This is a genomic window from Microbacterium sp. W4I20, from assembly GCF_030816505.1.
In the GTDB taxonomy this organism is placed as follows: Bacteria; Actinomycetota; Actinomycetes; order Actinomycetales; family Microbacteriaceae; genus Microbacterium.
Genome location: NZ_JAUSYB010000001.1, coordinates 60,750 through 80,348 on the forward strand (window position 1 = coordinate 60,750; position 19,599 = coordinate 80,348).

The window sequence follows — 19,599 nt, forward strand, 5'->3', positions numbered from 1 at the left end:
CCGTCAGGCCGAGCGCACCGTCGCGGCGCGGGCGAGGTCCCGCAGGTCGCCGACCGCACCGTTGTCGAGCCGCGAGCCCGAGAGGGCGCGGTCGGCCTGCAGGGCGAAGTCGGCGATCATGGCCTCGACCCGCTCCAGCGCTCCGGAACCGGTGATCGTCGCCTGCAGGAACGACACCTGTTGCGCGGTGAGCTCCGGGTCGCCGAGCATCTCGTCGAGGATGCTCCTGGCGGGGGAGTCCAGGGACTCGCGGGGTGAGGGCGACGAGCACCGTGCGCTTGCCCTCCCGCAGGTCGTCGCCTGCCGGCTTGCCGGTGACCGACGCATCGCCGAAGACTCCGAGGACGTCGTCGCGCAGCTGGAACGCCATCCCGACCGGATGCCCGAATCGACGCAGGGCGGCCAGCTGGTCCTCGTCGGCGCCCGCGAGGGCGGCACCGAGGACGAGGGGCTGCTCGATGCTGTAGCGGGCGGACTTGAGCGACACCACCCGGAGCGCCCGCTCCGCATGCTGGGACCCCTCGTTCACGCTCCACGCCGATTCTTCGGCGATGTCGAGATACTGCCCCGTGGTCACGTCCCGGCGCATCCGGGCGTACTCCGACCGGACCGCGCGCGCCTGAGGGTGCGCGTCGAGGGCCGACTCGAGCAGGTCGTCGCTCCAGGCCACGAGCAGGTCGCCGAGAAGGACGGACGCCGCGCGCCCGAAGGCTTCGGCGTCGCCGTGCCATCCGGCTGCCCGATGGGAGGCCTCGAGAGCCCGATGAGCGGCGGGTCGGCCGCGTCGGGTGTCGGAGTTGTCGATGAGGTCGTCGTGCACGAGAGCGGCGGACTGGAAGATCTCGAGTGCGGCGCAGACATCCCAGAGCGCGTCGTCCTCGGTGGCGTCGCGATCACGGAATCGCGCGATCGAGCGCCATCCGGCATGGCAGAAGCGGGCGCGAAGACGCTTGCCGCCGACCAGCGTCGCCGCCGCCGCGTCGAGGAAGGACATCGCGTCGGGGCCGTACTCGCCGGATTCGGCGCGCATCCGTTCGAGGAAGCGCTCCAGGCGCGCGGCGACGGCGTCGGAGACTTCTGAGGGGGACGACACGACTCCCAGCATACGTAAAGCAAGGAGGCCCCGATCGGCTAGCCCCGAGCGCCTCGGCGCGCGTAGAATGAACAGGACCATACCCGAGGGGGACGAAATGCCACTCTCCGAACAGGAGCAGCGTCTGCTCGATGAGATGGAACGCCATCTCCTCCACAACGACGCCGACGTCGTGACGGCGCCTTCCGGCGATCGCACTCTCAGCTACCGCAACCTCGTGTACGGGGCACTCCTCCTGCTCGCCGGCATCGCCGGTCTCATCGCGGGGGTCATCCTCGGAGACGTCTGGGGGATCGTGGTCGGAGTCATCGGATTCGCAGCGATGCTCGCCGGCGTGATGTTCGCCGTCACTCCCGTTCGCCGCACCACCCCGGTGGTCCCGCAGGAGCGCACCGCAACGAAGCCACAGACCTCCGCGTCCTTCATGGATCGTATGAACGATCGATGGGATCGCCGCCAGGACGGTCACTGACCACCTCCCCCTTTCACAGAAGCCCGGATGCTGAGCATCCGGGCTTCTTGCGTTGACGGTCACCTCCGCTCGGTTCCCTCCACTTCCCCTCCACCTCCCTCCACCGCGGAATCCCGCGGAACTTCGGCGTGCCCTTTTTGGCTCGGCCGTCGATTGCGCCGATTGACCGTAGGAATGTGGAGGAAAGTGGAGTAAAGTGGGGCGCACCTCGAGTTGGCCGGACGGAGAGGGGGTGATGGCCGATGTTGCTAGGGACTCATTCCCCGAAGCTGGACGACAAAGGACGGGTCATCCTTCCTGCGAAGTTCCGCGAAGACCTGGGTGGCGGCATCGTCGTCACGCGTGGTCAGGAACGCTGCCTCTACGTGTTCAGCACGGCCGAGTTCGAGACGATGCACGAGCGGATCCGTCAGGCGCCGCTCGCCAACAAGCAGGCGCGTGACTTCATGCGCCTGTTCCTCTCCGGTGCCAGTGCGGAGATGCCCGACAGCCAGAACCGCATCACCATCCCCGCCCACCTGCGTCAGTACGCGGGCCTTCAGAAAGAGCTCATCGTCACCGGAGTCGGCGCTCACGCCGAGATCTGGGATGCCGAGAGCTGGAACAGCTACCTCGCTGCCGGCGAGGAGACCTACTCCGATCTGGAGCAGGAGGTGATTCCGGGACTCTTCTGACCTCGGCTGTGATGCCCCCGCCGCTCCCGCCCCGACACACTTCCCCGGTGCCGGGTCGCGAAGCGGAGGGGGATCAGGGCCGAAGGTCGAACCCGAGAAAGATCATGAGCCTCCGCGATATCCACACTCCCGTCCTGCTCGACCGCTGCGTCGAGCTGCTCGCTCCCGCCCTTCAGGCGGACGGAGCGGTCCTCGTCGACGCCACCCTCGGAATGGGGGGCCACTCGGAAGCACTGCTCGAGCGATTCCCGCACATTCGGCTGGTCGGGCTGGACCGCGACACCGACGCTCTGCGCATCGCGGGGGAGCGCCTGGCCCGCTTCGAAGACCGCGTGACGCTGGTGCACACCGTCTACGACGAGATCGGACTTCACGCGCAGGGAGCCGCCGGCATCCTCTTCGACCTGGGCGTCTCGTCGCTCCAGCTCGACGAGGCCGAGCGGGGCTTCGCGTACTCGAAGGACGCACCGCTCGACATGCGCATGGACCAGACCAAGGGCGTCACCGCCGCCGAGGTCATCGCGACGTACAACGAGGGCAACCTGCGGCGCATCTTCGAACGCTACGGCGAGGAGAAGCTCGCGGGACGCTACGCGCGCTTCATCATCGACGCTCGTCAGAAGCAGCCGATCACCCGATCGGGAGAACTCGTCGAGATCCTGATCGCCGCGACGCCCGCTGCGGCGCAGCGCGCGGGTCACCCCGCGAAGCGCGTCTTCCAGGCCCTGCGCATCGAGGTCAACGCCGAGCTGAACGTGCTCGCGGACGCCATCCCCTCGGCGATGGACGCCCTCAGCGTCGGTGGACGCATCGTGGTGATGTCGTACCAGTCGCTGGAGGATCGTCTCGTGAAGCAGGCGTTCGCCGCGGCATCCGCCTCGACCGCACCCGCCGGGCTTCCCGTCGAGCTCCCTGAACACGCCCCCCGGTTCCGCATCCTCACCAAGGGCGCCGAACTCGCGGGCGAAGACGAGCGGGCACGCAACCCCCGCGCGATCCCGGTGCGCTTGCGCGCCGCCGAGAAACTCCGGGAGAGCGCATGAGCCTGAACGCCGCGGCAGTCCGCAAGCCGGCACAGCCGATCGCCCCGCAGCGCACGCCGACCCGGCGGCTGCAGCCGGTCACGAGCCCTGCCGTCCGACGCAAGCCCAAGCTCGCCTACGCGCTGATCGCGCTCGGCGGTGCCCTCGCCATCGGAGCCGCGCAGATCGCCCTGTCGCTCGCGATCACGCAGGACTCTTTCGCCCTGAAGGATCTGTCCTCGCAGCAGCGTGAGCTCGATCTGCGCACCCACGCCCTCAACGAGGAGCTGACCGGTATGAGCTCCCCCCAGGTGCTGGCGACCGGCGCAGCGAGCCTCGGCATGGTGGTCGCCGGATCTCCCTCCTACCTCCGACTGAGCGACAGCACCGTCTTCGGCACCGGAGCCGGCGCGGACGGGGTGTCGACTATCGACCCGGAGGGCGCCGGCGCGGTCGGGAACGCTCTGATCACCGCACCACCGGCGGAGACCCCCGCCACCGAAGGCGGAGCCGTCGACCCGACCACGCAGGACCTCCCGCCGGCGATCACCGACGGCCTGCCGAGTCCCACTACGCACTGACGCCCGCCCACCGCCCCTGATCCGACGGAGAGATCGCATGACGACAAGAGCCACCCGCGGACCGCGGCGACGCACGGTGGTCGCCCTCGCGGTCATCCTCACGGTGCTGGCGACGTTCGTCGTGCGGCTCGTCGACATCCAGGTCGTGAGCGCCGACGAGCACGTCGCCAACTCGCTCACCAAGCTGGGCGTGGGGGACTCGATCCCCGGACAGCGGGGTTCCATCGTCGACGCCTCCGGAACGGTGCTCGCCTCCAGTGTGCTGGTCTACGACGCCCAGCTGAGCCCGCTGGTGATCATGAAGCTCGAGGAGAAGAAGCCGAAGCTGCCGTGGGCGGAGGCATCCGACAAGATCGCGGAGATCACCGGCCAGACCGGCGACGAAGTGCGAAAGATCGTCTCAGACGCGCTGGTCGACAACCCCGAGAGCCAGTACGCGCCCCTCAAGAAGTCACTCGACACCGAGCAGTTCATCGCCCTGCGCGATCTGGGTCTGGCGCCGTACCTCAGCATGAAGCCGCGGGAGACGCGGGTCTATCCGAACGGCGCCGTCGCCGGCAACATCCTGGGCTTCCTCGACAACACCGGGGCCGCACAGGCCGGGGTCGAGAAGCTGGAGCAGAAGTGCCTCGCACCGGTCGACGGCGAATTCAGCTATCGCCAGGGCAGGGACGGCGTGATCATCCCGGGAAGCGAACGCACCATCGACGCCGTCAACGGCGGTTCCGTGCAGCTGACCATCAACAGCGACCTCAACTGGTACCTGCAGCAGATGATCGCCGAAGAGGCGCAGAAGCAGGGCGCGAAGGGTGCGACGGCCACGGTGGTCGAGGTCAAGACCGGGAAGATCCGGGCCGCAGCCGAGTGGCCTGCGCTCGACCCCAACGATCTGGCGACGATCACCGCTGACGGCTGGGGGAGCGAGATCTTCCACCGCGACTTCGAGCCGGGCTCGACCTTCAAGGCGATCACCGCGGCCGCGGCGATCGAGGGCGCGGGCCTGAACCCGCTCAGCACCGTCAGCGCTTCGTCGCGAGAGACCTTCCCGAACGGTGCGGTGATCAACGACGCGTTCACCCACCCGGCGTACAACTACACTCTCGCGGGCGGTCTCATCGACTCCTCGAACGTCGCGCTGTCGAAGTTCGGAACCATGGTCAGTCCCGAGGTGCGCTACGACTATCTCTCTCGTTTCGGCGTCGGCAAGAAGACGATCGGACTCCCGAGCGAGGTCGCCGGCACGCTGCACCCGGTCAGCGAGTGGGACAACCAGTCGCTCTACACGACCACGTTCGGTCAGTACTTCACCGTGACGGCCGCGCAGCTCGCCGGCGCATACCAGGCCATCGCGAACGGCGGCGAGAAGATCGATCTCTCGCTCGTCGAGTCGTGCACCGGCGCCGACGGCACCGTGGCCACGCCGGAGAAGCCGAAGCACGAGCAGATCGTCACCGAGAAGACGGCCGGTGAGCTGACGCGGATGCTGGAGAACGTCGCCGTCCAGGGTGGCAACGCCGATCGGATCAAGGTCCCGGGCTACCGCGTGACCAGCAAGACCGGTACGGCCCAGGTGGCTGACGAGGTGAACGGCGGGTACAAGGCCGGGGTCTACTACACCAGCATGGTGGGCTTCGCGCCGGTCGACGACCCCCAGTACGTCGTCGTGGTGACCCTCGACGAGCCGACTAAGGTTGTATCGTCCGCGGCCACCGCATCCGCCTTCCAGAAGGCGATGACCCAGGTGATGAAGACCTATCGCGTGATGCCGTCCACTGTCCCGATGGATGAGCTGCTTCCCAAGTTCGGATAGCCGGCGAGAGCCGCGCCTGGAGATGACATGATCACCCTGACGCTCGCTGAAGTCGCCGCCGCTGTCGGTGGTGAGCTGCGCGTGGCCGGAGAGCACACGACCGAGACCTCGGTCGCGGGCGTCGTCGACACCGATTCCCGCACGATGTCGCCCGGGGCGATCTTCGTCGCGAAGCCCGGTGCCGAGACCGACGGCCATCGCTTCGTCGGCGCGGCTGTGGCTGCCGGCGCCGCGTTGGCGATCGTCGAGCACCTCGTCGACGAGCCCGTGTCGCAGATCGTCGTGCCGGATGCTGTCGCCGCCCTGGGAGACCTCGCGAGAGAAGTCGTCGCACGTGCCCGTGCCGCGGGGAACCTGCGGATCGTGGGCATCACCGGCTCGAACGGTAAGACCACCACGAAGAACTTCCTCGCGCGCATCCTTGCCGATGAGGGCGAGACCGTCGCCCCCGTCGCCTCGTTCAACAACGAGGTCGGCGCCCCGGTCACGATGCTCCGGGTGACCGAGAGCACGCGATTCCTGGTGAGCGAGTTCGGCGCGGCCGCTCCGGGCAGCATCGCCCACCTCGCGGGACTCGTCGCGCCCGACGTCGCCGTCGTGCTGATGGTGGGCATGGCCCATGCCGGTGGCTTCGGAGGCATCGAGGAGACCGCCAAGGCCAAGGCCGAGCTGGTGGCGGCTGCGCAGGCAGCGGGCACGGCCGTGCTCAACGTCGACGATGCCCGCGTCGCCGCGATGCGCGAGCTCGCCGAGTCCCGCGGCATGCGCGTGGTCGGCTTCGGGCAGAGCGCCGCCGCCGACGTGCGCGCCCGCGACATCGAGGTGACGGCATCCGGAACCTCCTGCGTGATCGAAGCAGGAGGCGAGCGCATTCCGCTGCGCCTGCGAGTGCTCGGTTCGCACCACATCACGAACGCGCTGGCATCGATCGCCGCCGCCAGGGTGCTCGGAGTGTCGCTCGCCGACGCCGTCGCCCGCCTCGAGACGGTCGAGATCGCCGAGCGCTGGCGGATGCAGCCCCTGGGCAACGAGCGCGTGCGCATCATCAACGACGCCTACAACGCCAGTCCCGATTCGATGGCGGCGGCACTGCGCACGCTCGCCCAGATCACCGGTCCGACCGAGCGCACCGTCGCGGTCCTCGGGGCCATGACCGAGCTGGGGGAGAGCGCCGGGGAGGAGCACGATCGGATCGGACTGCTCGCGGTGCGACTGAACATCCAGCGGATCGTCGTCGTCGGGCCCGAGGCCAGAAGGCTCTACCTCTCTGCCGTCGGCGAAGGGTCCTGGGACAGCGAAGCCGTGCACCTGCCCGATCAGGACGCCGCGTTCGAGTACCTGCGCACCGAGCTCCGCGACGGAGATCGCGTGCTCGTGAAGTCATCCAATTCCGTGGGCCTCCGGCATCTCGGCGATCGTCTGGGAGAATTGTTCTCGTGAGGTCACTCATCATGGCGGCGGCGATATCGCTCGCCTTCACCCTGTTCCTGACTCCCGTCTTCCTGCGGCTCTTCCGCAAGTGGGGCTGGGGGCAGGTCATCCGCACCCCCGAAGCGGTGGAGAACCCGAGCCACGAGGCGAAACGCGGCACGCCGACGATGGGCGGAGTGATCTTCATCGCGGGGTCGATCGTCGGATACTTCACCGGCGTCTTCGTCAGCGGCGAGGTCCCGGCGCTGTCGGCGCTCCTCGTGATCTGGCTGATGGTCGGCTTCGGCGCCGTCGGATTCATCGACGACTACATGAAGGTGCGAAGCCAGCGCAGTCTCGGACTCTCGGGGTGGCGAAAGATCGTCGGTCAGCTGCTCGTCATGGTCCCGTTCGGGATCGTGGCCCTGAACTTCCCGAACAAGTTCGGACAGATGCCGGCGAGCGCCTCGATCTCCCTGTTCCGCGACATCACCTGGTTGAACCTCTTCGCGTTCGGCGTGGTCCTGGGATGGGTGCTGTACCTGGCGTGGATCTCGATCATCGGGGTCGCGACATCGAACAGCGTGAACCTCACCGACGGACTCGACGGTCTGGCGGCCGGTGCCGGGGTGATCGTGGTCGGCGCCTACAGCGTCATCGCCTTCTGGCAGTTCAAGCAGCCGTGCATCGGCGGCGACCCGGATTCGCTCGGCGGATGCTACGAGGTGCGCGACCCGTTCAACCTCGCGATCATCGCCGCATCCTTCGCCGCGGGACTCATCGGTTTCCTGTGGTGGAACGCACCGAAGGCCAAGGTCTTCATGGGTGACGTCGGGTCGATGGCGATCGGCGGCGTGGTCACCGCGATGGCGATCCTCACCCGCACCGAGCTTCTGCTCCTCGTGATCGCGGGCGTCTTCGTGATCTCCTCCGGTTCCGTCATCCTGCAGCGCGCCTACTTCAAGGTCACCCGCGGCAAGCGGCTCTTCCTGATGAGTCCCTTCCACCACCATCTCGAGATGCGCGGCTGGTCGGAGATCACCATCGTGGTGCGCATGTGGATCATCGCCGGCCTCCTCGCGGTGTCGGCCATCGGACTGTTCTACGTCGAATGGCTCACGCGTGTCGGCTGATCGCCTTCGCACCCTGACGAGCTGGCATGCCGACTGGCAGGGCCTGCGCGTGGCGGTGCTCGGCCTCTCGATGACGGGCTTCTCGGTGGCGGACACGCTGGCCGAGCTCGACGCCGAGGTGCTCGTGCTCAGCGAGACCGCCGAGGAGGAGTACGCCCGGCTGCTGCCCGTGATCGGCGTCGGCCTCGAGCTCGGCTCGCTCGCCGCGGTCCCCGCCGCGCTGGTGGAGTTCGCGCCCGACGTCGTGATCGCCTCTCCGGGGTTCTCGCCGTCGCATCCGCTCATCCGCTGGGCGCAGGCCGCCGGCGTCCCGATCTGGGGCGACGTGGAGCTGGCCTGGCGCGTCCGCGACAAGGTCCTCCGCGCCGATGGCACGCCCGCCGACTGGGTGCTCATCACCGGGACGAACGGCAAGACGACCACGACCCAGCTGACCGCCTCGCTACTGGTCGAGGGCGGGAGGCGCGCAGCGCCCTGCGGCAACATCGGCGTGCCGGTGCTCGACGCCGTGCGCGACCCCGAGGGCTTCGACGTGCTCGTGGTCGAGCTCTCCAGCCATCAGCTCTGGTACCTCGGCCTGTCGAGTCCTGAGGGCGAGCTGTATCCGTTCGCCTCGGTGTGCCTCAACCTCGCCGACGATCACCTGGTCTGGCACGGCAGTGCCGCGGCGTACCGCGACGCCAAGGCCCTCGTGTATCGGAACACCCGCGTCGCCTGCGTCTACAACAAGGCGGATGCCGCCACACGGCGCATGGTCGAGGAAGCGGAGGTGGTCGACGGTGCTCGGGCGATCGGCTTCGATCTCGGCATCCCCGGCCCCAGTGACCTCGGCATCGTGGAGGGCCTGGTCGTCGACCGCGCGTTCCTCGACGACCGGGCGCGCAGCGCGCTCGAGCTGACGACGGTCGCCGACCTCGAGCACGTCGGGCTGGCTGCGCCGCACATCGTGCAGAACATCCTCGCCGCGAGTGCCCTCGCGCGGTCCCTCGGCACTCAGCCCGAGGCGATCCACGCCGCGCTGCAGAAGTTCCGACTCGACGCACACCGCATCCAGATCATCGCGCGCCATGCGGGGGTGACGTGGGTCGACGATTCCAAGGCCACGAACCCGCACGCCGCCGCATCCTCGCTGCGCGCCTATCCCGGCGCGGTGTGGGTCGTCGGGGGAGATCTGAAGGGCGTGGACATCGCCGACCTGGTCTCGGAGGTCGGATCGACAGCCCGCGCGGCCGTCGTCATCGGCGTCGAGCGCACCGAGGTCGTCGCGGCATTCCGGCGACACGCGCCCGTGGTGCCGGTGTTCGAGGTGGATGCTGGCGAGACTGGACAGGTCATGAACCGTGTCGTGGAGATCGCGGCGGGGATCGTCGGCGACGAGGGCACAGTTCTGCTGGCCCCGGCGGCGGCATCCTTCGACCAGTTCTCCAGCTATGCGGATCGCGGCCACCGCTTCGCCGACGCGGTGCGGGACTGGATCGACCGGGGGAGCGCCGATGACGCAGGTAGCCCGCCCGCCGCGGTCTGAGTCCGGAGGTCTCGCGGCCAGGGTCTCGCTCGGTCGCCGGTTCACCCCGGTGTCGACCGAGTTTCTGCTCATCGCCTCGACGGCTCTGCTGCTGACTCTGTTCGGCCTGGTGATGGTGCTGTCCGCCACGAGCGCGACCGCGGTCGCCGAGGGCAAGGATCCAATGGGGGGCGTGCTGCGTCAGGGCACGTTCGCCCTGGTCGGCATCCCGCTGATGTTCCTGATCAGTCGTCTGCCCGTGGAGTTCCTCCGGAAGATGGCCTGGCCCGCCCTGTTCGGCGCCGTCGCTGTGCAGCTGCTCGTGTTCACGCCCCTCGGGATCGCCGACGGCGGCAACAGGAACTGGATCAAGGTCGCCGGCACCCAGCTGCAGCCGTCCGAATTCCTCAAACTCGCCCTCGCACTGTGGATCGCGGCGGTGCTGCTGCGCAAGCGGACGATGCTGGGCACCTGGCATCACGTCTTCATCCCGGTCATCCCGGTCGGCGCGCTGGCGATCGGCACGGTGCTCGCGGGCAAGGACCTCGGTACCGCGATGGTGCTCGTCCTCATCCTGCTCGGCTGCCTGTTCTTCTCCGGGGTCAAGCTCCGGCTGTTCATCATCCCGGTGATCCTCGGCGTCGCCGCCGTGCTGGCCTACGCGCTGTCGAGTCAGGACCGGATGCGGCGCATCACCGCCACCTGCGACGACATGTCGGCGTACGAGAACGACTGCTACCAGTCGATCCACGGCATCTGGGGAATGGCCTCGGGCGGCGTCTTCGGCCTCGGGCTGGGCAACTCCCAGGAGAAGTACGGCTGGCTCCCCGCCGCAGGCAACGACTTCATCTTCGCGATCGTGGGAGAGGAGCTCGGCCTGATCGGATGCATCGTCGTCCTGGCCCTGTTCACGTTCTTCACCGTCGGTGCGTTCCACGTCATCCGCAAGACGCCGGACCCGTTCATCCGCGTCGCCGCCGGTGGGATCACGGTGTGGATCGTCGGTCAGGCCGTGCTCAACATCGGCGTCGTCATCGGCGTCTTCCCGGTGATGGGTGTGCCGCTCCCGTTCATGTCCCAGGGCGGTACCGCCCTGCTCGCCGTGCTCATCGCGTGCGGGGTGCTGCTCGCCTTCGCCCGCACGCTCCCCGCCGAGGAGAAGCAGTCAGCAGGCCAGGGTAGGGTCACCAGGTGACCTCGTACCTCCTCGCCGGCGGTGGCACCGCCGGCCATGTCAATCCCCTGCTCGCCGTCGCCGATGCACTGCGCGAGCGTGACGCCGACGCCTCCGTTCTGGTGCTCGGGACCGCCGAGGGGTTGGAGTCGCGTCTGGTGCCCGAGCGCGGGTACGAACTGCTCGTGGTCGACAAGGTTCCGTTCCCGCGGCGCCCGAATGCTCAGGCGGCATCGTTTCCCACACGGTTCCGTCGCGCCATCGCGCAGGTCCGCGCGCACATCCGTCAGCATCGCGTCGACATCGTGGTCGGCTTCGGCGGATACGCCTCCGCGCCGGCCTACGTCGCGGCCCGCCGCGAGGGCGTGCCGTTCGTCGTGCACGAGGCGAACGCGAAGCCGGGACTCGCGAACGTGCTCGGAGCGCGACGAGCCGCCGGCATCGGAGTCGCGTTCGCCGGCACGCCCCTGCGCCGGAGCGAGGTCGTCGGCATGCCGTTGCGACGCGAGGTGATGGAGCTGGATCGCGCGGCGACGAGAGCCGAGGCCGCCGCGCACTTCGGGCTGGATGCCGACCGTCCCGTACTGCTCGTCTTCGGCGGCTCGCTCGGCGCTCAGCGTCTGAACGAGGCCATGGCCGACTCGTGGGGTGACATCCTCGCGGCGGGCTGGCAGCTGCTGCACGTGAAGGGCGAGCGCAGCGACATGCCCGACCCAGGGGTCCCCGGCTACACGATGCTCCGCTACATCGATCGCATGGACCTGGCCTTCTCCCTCGCCGACCTGATCGTGTCGCGCTCCGGATCGGCCACGGTGAGCGAGGTCAGTGCGCTGGGCATCCCGGCGCTGTACGTGCCGTACTCGGTCGGCAACGGCGAGCAGCGTCTCAACGCCGCATCGGCGGTGGCCGCAGGGGCCGCAGCCCTCCTGGACGATGCGGGCTTCGACGGTGACGCGGTGCGACGCATCGTCGTTCCCCTGCTGGGCGATCGGGAGCGGATCGCGCAGATGGCCGCGGCCGCCGAGAAGGTCGGCACCCGCACCGGCACCGAGAATGTCGTGGGGCTGATCGACCGCGCGCTCGGCGCCGTCTGAGCCGTCGACGCACTCGAGAAAAGTAGACTGAACCCGACATGATCAGACCCGACCTCTCCCTCCCGATCCCCGAGACGATCACCGCCGCGCACTTCATCGGCATCGGTGGTTCCGGCATGAGCGGCCTCGCGCGGATGTTCCTCGACGCCGGCATCCGCGTCTCCGGCACCGACCGTGCCGACAGCGACAACCTGCGGGCGCTGGCCGCCGCCGGAGCGACGGTGCACGTGGGGCACGACGCCGCGCACCTGGGCGATGCCGACACCGTCGTGCACACCGGAGCCATCTGGCCGGAGAACCCCGAGTTCGTGACGGCGAAAGAGCGCGGGCTGCACGTCATCCATCGCTCGCAGGCGCTGCACTGGCTCATCGGGACCCGTCGTCTCGTGTCGGTGGCCGGCGCGCACGGCAAGACGACCTCGACCGGCATGATCGTCACGGCCCTGCGCGAACTCGGCGCAGACCCGCACTTCGTGAACGGCGGCGTGATCGAGCAGCTCGGCACCTCCAGCGCTACCGGGAGCGGCGACCTGTTCGTGATCGAGGCCGACGAGTCGGACGGCACCTTCCTGCTCTACGACACCGCGGTCGCGTTGATCACCAATGTCGATCCGGACCACCTCGATCACTACGGCTCGGACGAGGCGTTCCACGACGCGTTCGTCCGGTTCGCGGATGCCGCATCCGAGGCGGTCGTCATCTCCAGCGACGACGCCGGAGCCCTCCGCGTCCGCGCCGGGGTCTCGCACCCGAACGTGATCAGCTTCGGCCAGGCCGAAGATGCCGACGTGCGAGTCACCGACATCGTCGCCGCAGGCCCGGTCGCGGCGACCATCACCCACGATGGCGAGAGCGTGCGCATGCAGCTCGCGGTCCCCGGCGTGCACAACGCGATCAACGCTGCCGGCGCGGTCACGGTCCTGCGGGCTCTCGGTCATCCGCTCGCCGATGCCGTGCGCGCCGTCGAAGGCTTCGCCGGCACGGTGCGTCGTCTCGAGCAGCACGGCGTCGAGCGCGGCGTGACGGTCTACGACGACTACTCGCATCATCCGACAGAGGTTCGCGCGGCCCTCGAGGCCATGCGCAGCGTCGCGGGCACGGGCCGCATCATCGCGATCCAGCAGCCGCACACGTACTCACGCACACAGCACATGTTCCAGGAATTCGCCGATGTCCTCGAGGAGTTCGCGGATCACACCGTGATGCTCGACGTATACGGCGCCCGCGAGGATCCGGTCCCCGGTGTCACCGGCGAGCTGGTCAGCGACGCGTTCCGCGACCCGCAGACACGTGCACTACGTCGCCGACTGGCAGGAGGCAGCCGACTACACGGCCTCGGTGGCACGCGACGGCGACTTCGTGATCACGCTCGGCTGCGGGAACGTCTACCAGATCATCCCGCAGGTCCTCGACTCGCTCCGCCGCTCCGACGAGGCGTGACGCATGCGCCGGCCCGCCCCACTTCCGACCACCCCGGAGACGCAGGGGCAGCAGGATGCCGCGTCGCCGGACGTGCGGACGATCCGGCGGCGACGCGGCGAGGCGCAGGTCGTGCCGGTGTCGGACGACGTCGTCCCGATCGCGGAGGACACGCTCGGTCGGTCGAAGGGTGAGGCGCCGGCGGGAGAGCCCTCGCCGAACGGCGATGAGGCTCCTCGGCTCACCTCGACCAGGGACGTGTGGCGTGCCGCCCGCGCCAGGCGAAAGGCGCTGCGCGCCGAGATCCGACGGTTCACGCAGCGATCGCGGCGTCGCAGGATCTTCTGGCTGAGCGCGGTCGGTGCCGTCCTGCTGCTCATCGGAGGCAGCGTCGCTGCCGCGTACAGCCCGCTGTTCGCGGTGGAGAAGATCACGGTCGCCGGCGCCACGACTCTCGATCCCGCGGTGATCGAGGCCGCGCTCGACGGTCAGCTCGGCACCCCGCTCGCGCTCGTCGACGCCAGCGAGGTGAAGGCGGCGCTGCTGGCGTTCCCGCTCATCGAGACGTATGCGCTCGAGGCGAGACCGCCGCACGATCTCACGGTGCGCATCAAGGAGCGCACACCCGTCGGCGTGATCCGGTCGGATGCCGGCTACACACTCGTCGATGCCGCAGGCGTGGCCCTCTCCACGACCTCGGACCAGCCCGCCGGGCAACCGCTCATCGATGTCGCCGGCGGCAGCGATTCCGCGGCCTTCGAGAGCGCGGGACTGGTCGTGCGGTCGCTCCCTGCCGATGTCCGCGCCTTGCTCACCGGGGTCTCCGCCACCACCGTCGACGACGTGACGCTCACGCTGAACACGGGCCTCACGGTGGTGTGGGGGAGCGCCGAGGATTCGGGTCTGAAGGCGCTCGCGCTCTCCACGACGATGCGCGTCAACCCCGACGCGTCATCGATCGACGTCACTTCTCCCCACCTCGCCGTCGTCGGCTGACGGCTTTCGGCGGGAATGGCGCGACACGCCCGTGTCCTCGCGCCCGCGAGGGCATGCGGCGCTTACCTTCGATCAGAGGGAAGGCAATACCGGGAAACACTTTACACCTCTAGTTGAGGTTTAAGGTTCACCCGCCTTCTCACCACAGACCGCAAGGCTCGAATAATCGGAGGCCGGCCATGAGCCAGAACCAGAACTACCTCGCTGTGATCAAGGTCGTCGGCGTCGGCGGTGGCGGCGTCAACGCCGTGAACCGCATGATTGATCTCGGTCTCCGCGGAGTCGAGTTCATCGCCGTCAACACCGACGCCCAGGCGCTCCTGATGAGCGACGCCGACGTCAAGCTCGACGTGGGCCGCGAACTGACGCGCGGCCTCGGCGCCGGCGCAGACCCCGAGGTGGGCCGCCGCGCGGCGGAAGACCACGCGGAGGAGATCGAACAGGCTCTCACCGGTGCCGACATGGTCTTCGTCACGGCCGGAGAGGGAGGCGGCACCGGAACCGGCGGCGCCCCCGTCGTCGCGCGCATCGCGAAGTCGATCGGCGCCCTGACCATCGGTGTCGTCACGAAGCCGTTCTCGTTCGAGGGTCGTCGTCGTCAGAGCCAGGCCGAGGCCGGAGTGGCGAAGCTGAAGGAAGAGGTCGACACCCTCATCGTGGTGCCGAACGACCGCCTCCTCGAGATCAGCGACCGCGGCATCTCGATGATCGAGGCCTTCGCGACCGCCGACCAGGTGCTCCTCGCCGGTGTGCAGGGCATCACCGACCTGATCACGACGCCGGGCCTCATCAACCTCGACTTCGCCGACGTCAAGTCGGTCATGCAGGGTGCGGGCTCCGCGCTCATGGGCATCGGCTCCGCCCGCGGCGCCGATCGTGCGATCAAGGCCGCCGAGCTCGCTGTCGAATCGCCGCTGCTGGAGGCGAGCATCGAGGGCGCTCACGGGGTGCTGCTGTCGATCCAGGGTGGGTCGAACCTCGGCATCTTCGAGATCCACGATGCCGCGGACCTCGTCAAGGAGGCCGCGCACCCGGAGGCGAACATCATTTTCGGTACCGTCATCGACGACACTCTCGGCGACGAGGTGCGCGTCACGGTGATCGCGGCCGGTTTCGACGGCGGCGAGCCCTCGCTGCGTCTCGACCCGATGGTCGTCTCCCGGCCCGCCACCACCACGTCCCTCCCCGAGGTCGCGCTGACCGAGGACAAGGAGCCGTCCCCGAGCGAGAAGGCTCCGGAGTCGCAGCCCACGCAGCAGCGAGTCCCGGCCACGAGCATCGAGCCGGCCTTCGCGGACGACGACATCGACATCCCTGAATTCCTGAAGTGACCTCTGCGCCCGTCCCGACGCAGGATCAGGCGGAGCTGGCTGCGCGGTTGTCGGAGATCGACGAACGGATCTCCGACGCCGCGCGCCGTGCCGGGCGGGACGTGGGGGAGCTCACCCGGATCGTGGTGACCAAGTTCCACCCCGCCTCCCTGGTGCGGGACCTGCGCGCGATAGGTGTGCAGGAGGTCGGTGAGAACCGTCAGCAGGAGCTCTCCTCGAAGCAGGCCGCGCTCGCGGACCTGGATGTGCGTTGGCACTTCATCGGTCAGGGGCAGACGAACAAGGCTGCTGCCATCCGGCGCTCCGCCGACGCCGTGCACTCGGTCGATCGCCAGAAGTTCGCCGACGCCCTGCATCGCGCCGCGGAGGGCGACGACGTCCTCGACGTGCTGGTGCAGATCAACCTCACCGACGATGCCGCCCGCGGCGGGGTCGCACCGGCGGAGGCGGCGGCTCTCGCCGAGCACGTCCTGACCCTGCCCTCCCTGCGGCTGCGCGGAGTGATGGCGGTGGCGCCTCTCGATGAGGAACCCGCCTCCGCGTTCGCGCGCCTCCGCAGCACCGCCGACGAGGTCCGCACGGTGGACCCATCGGCCACCTGGATCTCCGCCGGCATGACCGGCGACTTCGCCGAGGCCATCGCGGCCGGCGCGACACACCTGCGGATCGGCTCCGCAATCACCGGACCCCGGCCCGACCGGGGTTAACCTGTGAACAGACCACCCCAAACGTTCGAACCGGAGGACACGATGGGTAACCCGCTGAAGAAGACCATGGTGTATCTCGGCCTCGCTGATGAGGAAGAGGTCTACGAGGAGGAGACGCAGGCCCCGGCCCGCGCCCACCGTGAGCGCGATCGCGACCGCGACCGTGAGGAGCCGGCTCCGGCTCCCGTCACGCCCCTCCGTCGCCCGGTGGCGGTTCGCCAGCCGGCGGCCGGCACCGTGAACGAGATCCTCACCGTGCACCCCAAGCAGTACCGCGACGCGCAGCTGATCGCTGAGAGCTTCCGCGAGGGCGTGCCGGTCATCATCAACCTCTCCCAGATGAGCGACGCCGACGCGCGTCGTCTGATCGACTTCGCCAGCGGTCTCTCGCTCGGCCTCTACGGCCGTATCGAGCGCGTGACGTCGAAGGTGTTCCTGCTGTCACCGGAGAACATCGCGATCTCGGGCCACGGGGGAATCGCACACGCAGACGCCGAGTCTGCGGGCTTCGACCAGTCGTAGCCCGTGGAGCTTGTCTCCGTCGTCGCGAGCATCGTCCACCTGGTGCTGCTGCTGTACGTCTTCGTCCTTTTCGCACGCCTGATCCTCGACTACATCCCGATGTTCAACCGGGAGTGGCGACCCAAGGGCTTCGGCCTGGTCGCCGCCGAGGCCGTGTTCACGGTCACCGATCCGCCGATCCGGTTCTTCCGGCGGATCATCCCTCCGTTGCGCATCGGCTCGCTGTCGCTGGACTTCGGATTCGCGATCACGATGCTGATCGTCTTCATCCTGATGAACATCGTCAGCCTGTTCATCTGAGCCGGCTGGGACTTCTCGCGCTCCGGGTGTCGTGACATCGCGACGCAATGGCGCGGGGGCTATGCTGGCTCAGAGGTGCGCGCCCCGGGTTCGCGCCAGATCACGACCACGCCATACTTTGTAATTGGCAACCGAACTCATCGAAAGAGGAGCCATCATGGCACTTACCCCGGATGACGTCGTCACCAAGCAGTTCCAGCACGTCCGCTTCAAGGACGGCTTCGACCCGGACGAGGTGGACGACTTCCTCGACGAGATCGTCATCGAGTGGCGTAAGGCCCTCGAAGAGAACGCCGAGCTGAAGGCCAAGCTGGCCGCGTACGAGTCCGGCGATGCCCCTGAGGCCGCTGAGCCGGCTGCAGCCGCTCCCGCCGCGCCTGTCGCCGAGGTTCCTGCGCCCGCTCCCGTCGCCGAGGCTCCCGCCGAGCCCGCACCGACCGGATCCGCCACCGCGACCGCCGGCATCATCGAGCTGGCCCAGCGCCTGCACGACGAGCACGTGGCCGAGGGTGAGGCGAAGCGCAACCAGCTCATCGCCGACGCCGAGACCGAGGTCAACCGCATCCGCACCGAGGCCGAGGCCAAGCAGCGCGAAGAGGCAGCACGCCTCGAGCGCGAGCGCAACACGCTCGAGGCCCGGATCACCGAGCTCCGCAACTTCGAGCGCGACTACCGCTCGCAGCTGCGCGGCTACATCGAGGGTCAGCTCCGCGACCTCGACGAGAAGTCGGCTTCCACGGACTCCACGCCGGTCTCCGCGATCGGTCTGTAAGGCGCCCTCTTGTCAGGACGCCGTCCCCTTCGTCGGTCGGCGGCCGGTGCGATCGTTGCGGTTCTCGCAGCGTTCGTACTGGCCGCCGATCAGTTTGTGAAGTACCTCACCGTCGAGAATCTGCCCCTTCATGAGGCGGTCCCGGTGCTGGGTGAGTTCCTTCAGCTGTATTACATCCGCAACTCTGGTGCTGCCTTCTCGCTCGGCAGCGACGTGACCTGGATCTTCACCATCGCGTTGAGCGTGGTTGCCGTCATCATCATCTGGAAGGCGTTCGGTCTTCGCTCACGGTGGTGGGCCGTCGTGCTCGGTGCGCTGCTCGGCGGGGTACTCGGCAACCTGACGGATCGCCTGTTGCGTGACCCCGGCTTCGGCAACGGCCGTGTGGTCGACATGATCTCGATGCCGTGGATGATGCCCGCCATCTTCAACGTCGCCGACATCTTCATCGTCACGGGCATGATCTCGGTCGCGCTCCTCGTCGTGGTCGGACTCCGCTTCGACGGTACCCGCGAGCGGGACCACCCCACGGTCGAGACCGATGAGCAGGCCGAGGCTGCTGCGGTGGCCTCGGAACATGACGCCGTATCGGTCGATGCGGCCGACGCCGACATCGCGTCGACGAACGATGCGTCGTCGACGGACGGCCGCTGACCGTGGAATCACGCTCCCTCCCCGTCCCGGACGGCATGGACGGTGAGCGCGTCGACGCCGCCCTTGCGCGGATGCTCGGCTTCTCGCGCACCTTCGCCGCCGACATCGCCTCTGACGGGGGAGTGCGCCTCGACGGCGTCACTCTCGACAAGTCCGACCGCCTGCGCGGTGGCGCTTGGCTCGAGGTCGAATGGCAGCCGAAGGAAGGACCCCGGATCGTGCCGATCCCGGTGCCCGATCTCGGCATCGTGTACGACGACGATGACATCGTCGTCGTCGACAAGCCGTCCGGCGTGGCTGCCCATCCCTCTGTCGGGTGGGAAGGTCCGACGGTCGTCGGTGCGCTGGCGGCCGCCGGCTTCCGCGTCGCGACGAGTGGAGCCCCCGAGCGACAGGGGGTCGTGCACCGCCTCGACGTCGGTACGAGCGGGTTGATGGTGGTCGCGAAGACCGAGACGGCGTACACGGCTCTCAAGCGCGCGTTCAAGGAGCGCACGGTCGAGAAGATCTACCACGCGGTGGTGCAGGGCCACCCGGATCCGCTGGTCGGGACGATCGACGCCCCGATCGGACGGCATCCGAACCACTCCTGGAAGTTCGCGGTCGTCCCCGACGGCAAGCCCTCGGTGACGCATTACGAGACGCTCGAAGCGTTCCCGGGTGCGTCGCTCCTGGAGATCCATCTCGAGACCGGCCGCACGCATCAGATCCGCGTGCACATGGCCGCACACCGGCATCCGTGCGTCGGCGATCCGCTTTACGGCGCCGATCCGACGCTGTCAGCGCGGCTCGGCCTGACGCGTCAGTGGCTGCATGCGCACAAGCTGGCGTTCTCCCACCCGGCCACGCGCGACTGGGTGCAGTTCGAGTCGCCGTATCCGGCGGACTTCCGCCACGCGCTGGACGTGCTCCGCGGGGAGTAGTCCGCGCT

At 68.6% G+C, this 19,599-nt stretch carries 18 protein-coding genes and 2 pseudogenes; 19 read left to right on the forward strand and 1 reads right to left on the reverse strand.

Translation table 11 applies throughout. The features are described from left to right. Positions 1–3: 3 nt before the first annotated feature. Positions 4–1,093 (reverse strand): annotated as a pseudogene (locus tag QFZ21_RS00290) (polyprenyl synthetase family protein). A gap of 97 nt (positions 1,094–1,190) precedes the next feature. Between QFZ21_RS00290 and QFZ21_RS00295 the strand changes: the two are divergent. The 19 genes and pseudogenes from QFZ21_RS00295 (at position 1,191) to QFZ21_RS00385 (ending at position 19,591) form a co-directional block, all read left to right on the forward strand. Continuing rightward, positions 1,191–1,565, forward strand: a complete 375-nt coding sequence (locus QFZ21_RS00295; RefSeq protein WP_307373205.1) for a DUF3040 domain-containing protein — start codon at positions 1,191–1,193, stop codon at positions 1,563–1,565. Between the two features lie 242 nt (positions 1,566–1,807). Continuing rightward, positions 1,808–2,239, forward strand: coding sequence for a division/cell wall cluster transcriptional repressor MraZ (mraZ, locus tag QFZ21_RS00300; protein WP_307373208.1), 432 nt, complete (start codon positions 1,808–1,810; stop codon positions 2,237–2,239). A gap of 104 nt (positions 2,240–2,343) precedes the next feature. Continuing rightward, entirely contained in the window at positions 2,344–3,282 is a 939-nt protein-coding gene (gene rsmH, locus QFZ21_RS00305; protein WP_307373210.1) for a 16S rRNA (cytosine(1402)-N(4))-methyltransferase RsmH, read from the forward strand. After that, a complete protein-coding gene (locus QFZ21_RS00310) occupies positions 3,279–3,842 on the forward strand; it encodes a hypothetical protein (protein ID WP_307373213.1) in 564 nt (187 codons plus the stop codon). The genes rsmH and QFZ21_RS00310 overlap by 4 nt, the downstream gene beginning before the upstream one ends. Before the next feature lie 37 nt (positions 3,843–3,879). Next, entirely contained in the window at positions 3,880–5,652 is a 1,773-nt protein-coding gene (locus tag QFZ21_RS00315) for a penicillin-binding protein 2 (RefSeq protein ID WP_307373215.1), read from the forward strand. Positions 5,653–5,679: 27 nt separating this feature from the next. Beyond that, entirely contained in the window at positions 5,680–7,092 is a 1,413-nt protein-coding gene (gene murF / locus QFZ21_RS00320) for a UDP-N-acetylmuramoyl-tripeptide--D-alanyl-D-alanine ligase (RefSeq protein ID WP_307373217.1), read from the forward strand. Next, entirely contained in the window at positions 7,089–8,195 is a 1,107-nt protein-coding gene (mraY, locus tag QFZ21_RS00325) for a phospho-N-acetylmuramoyl-pentapeptide-transferase (RefSeq protein ID WP_307373219.1), read from the forward strand. The genes murF and mraY overlap by 4 nt, the downstream gene beginning before the upstream one ends. Then, positions 8,185–9,720 (forward strand): UDP-N-acetylmuramoyl-L-alanine--D-glutamate ligase, encoded by a 1,536-nt coding sequence (gene murD, locus QFZ21_RS00330; protein WP_307373222.1) that lies wholly within the window; start codon positions 8,185–8,187, stop codon positions 9,718–9,720. The genes mraY and murD overlap by 11 nt, the downstream gene beginning before the upstream one ends. Further along, positions 9,689–10,894 (forward strand): putative lipid II flippase FtsW, encoded by a 1,206-nt coding sequence (gene ftsW, locus QFZ21_RS00335; RefSeq protein ID WP_307373224.1) that lies wholly within the window; start codon positions 9,689–9,691, stop codon positions 10,892–10,894. Before murD ends, ftsW begins: the two co-directional genes overlap by 32 nt. Then, complete coding sequence (locus tag QFZ21_RS00340) at positions 10,891–11,967, forward strand: glycosyltransferase (RefSeq protein ID WP_307373226.1); 1,077 nt, start codon at positions 10,891–10,893, stop codon at positions 11,965–11,967. The genes ftsW and QFZ21_RS00340 overlap by 4 nt, the downstream gene beginning before the upstream one ends. Positions 11,968–12,005: 38 nt before the next feature. Beyond that, positions 12,006–13,407, forward strand: a pseudogene (gene murC / locus QFZ21_RS00345) (UDP-N-acetylmuramate--L-alanine ligase). Positions 13,408–13,410: 3 nt separating this feature from the next. Then, positions 13,411–14,382, forward strand: a complete 972-nt coding sequence (locus QFZ21_RS00350) for an FtsQ-type POTRA domain-containing protein (RefSeq protein ID WP_373425985.1) — start codon at positions 13,411–13,413, stop codon at positions 14,380–14,382. A 179-nt stretch (positions 14,383–14,561) separates the two neighbouring features. Continuing rightward, the gene (gene ftsZ, locus QFZ21_RS00355; protein WP_307373227.1) at positions 14,562–15,713 is read left to right on the forward strand and encodes a cell division protein FtsZ; all 1,152 of its coding nucleotides are present in this window, start codon (positions 14,562–14,564) and stop codon (positions 15,711–15,713) included. Further along, positions 15,710–16,420, forward strand: a complete 711-nt coding sequence (locus QFZ21_RS00360) for a YggS family pyridoxal phosphate-dependent enzyme (RefSeq protein ID WP_307373229.1) — start codon at positions 15,710–15,712, stop codon at positions 16,418–16,420. The genes ftsZ and QFZ21_RS00360 overlap by 4 nt, the downstream gene beginning before the upstream one ends. 42 nt (positions 16,421–16,462) lie before the next feature. Next, entirely contained in the window at positions 16,463–16,942 is a 480-nt protein-coding gene (locus tag QFZ21_RS00365) for a cell division protein SepF (RefSeq protein WP_307373232.1), read from the forward strand. 3 nt (positions 16,943–16,945) lie between these two features. After that, a complete protein-coding gene (locus QFZ21_RS00370) occupies positions 16,946–17,242 on the forward strand; it encodes a YggT family protein (protein ID WP_307373234.1) in 297 nt (98 codons plus the stop codon). 157 nt (positions 17,243–17,399) lie between these two features. Beyond that, positions 17,400–18,014 (forward strand): DivIVA domain-containing protein, encoded by a 615-nt coding sequence (locus QFZ21_RS00375; RefSeq protein WP_307373235.1) that lies wholly within the window; start codon positions 17,400–17,402, stop codon positions 18,012–18,014. A gap of 96 nt (positions 18,015–18,110) precedes the next feature. After that, positions 18,111–18,668: a signal peptidase II gene (gene lspA / locus QFZ21_RS00380; RefSeq protein WP_373425986.1), complete on the forward strand. Its 558-nt coding sequence runs from the start codon at positions 18,111–18,113 to the stop codon at positions 18,666–18,668. 2 nt (positions 18,669–18,670) lie between these two features. Continuing rightward, positions 18,671–19,591, forward strand: coding sequence for an RluA family pseudouridine synthase (locus tag QFZ21_RS00385; RefSeq protein WP_307373236.1), 921 nt, complete (start codon positions 18,671–18,673; stop codon positions 19,589–19,591). Positions 19,592–19,599 lie beyond the last annotated feature (8 nt).

Excerpts from the sequence above, each read along its gene's own strand:
- murF (WP_307373217.1), top strand. The coding sequence starts at position 5,680 with ATGATCACCCTGACGCTCGCTGAAGTCGCCGCCGCTGTCGGTGGTGAG.
- ftsZ (WP_307373227.1), top strand. The coding sequence starts at position 14,562 with ATGAGCCAGAACCAGAACTACCTCGCTGTGATCAAGGTCGTCGGCGTC.
- QFZ21_RS00315 (WP_307373215.1), top strand. The coding sequence starts at position 3,880 with ATGACGACAAGAGCCACCCGCGGACCGCGGCGACGCACGGTGGTCGCC.
- QFZ21_RS00375 (WP_307373235.1), top strand. The coding sequence starts at position 17,400 with ATGGCACTTACCCCGGATGACGTCGTCACCAAGCAGTTCCAGCACGTC.
- QFZ21_RS00350 (WP_373425985.1), top strand. The coding sequence starts at position 13,411 with ATGCGCCGGCCCGCCCCACTTCCGACCACCCCGGAGACGCAGGGGCAG.
- ftsW (WP_307373224.1), top strand. The coding sequence starts at position 9,689 with ATGACGCAGGTAGCCCGCCCGCCGCGGTCTGAGTCCGGAGGTCTCGCG.
- QFZ21_RS00365 (WP_307373232.1), top strand. The coding sequence starts at position 16,463 with ATGGGTAACCCGCTGAAGAAGACCATGGTGTATCTCGGCCTCGCTGAT.
- rsmH (WP_307373210.1), top strand. The coding sequence starts at position 2,344 with ATGAGCCTCCGCGATATCCACACTCCCGTCCTGCTCGACCGCTGCGTC.
- QFZ21_RS00295 (WP_307373205.1), top strand. The coding sequence starts at position 1,191 with ATGCCACTCTCCGAACAGGAGCAGCGTCTGCTCGATGAGATGGAACGC.
- QFZ21_RS00310 (WP_307373213.1), top strand. The coding sequence starts at position 3,279 with ATGAGCCTGAACGCCGCGGCAGTCCGCAAGCCGGCACAGCCGATCGCC.
- mraZ (WP_307373208.1), top strand. The coding sequence starts at position 1,808 with ATGTTGCTAGGGACTCATTCCCCGAAGCTGGACGACAAAGGACGGGTC.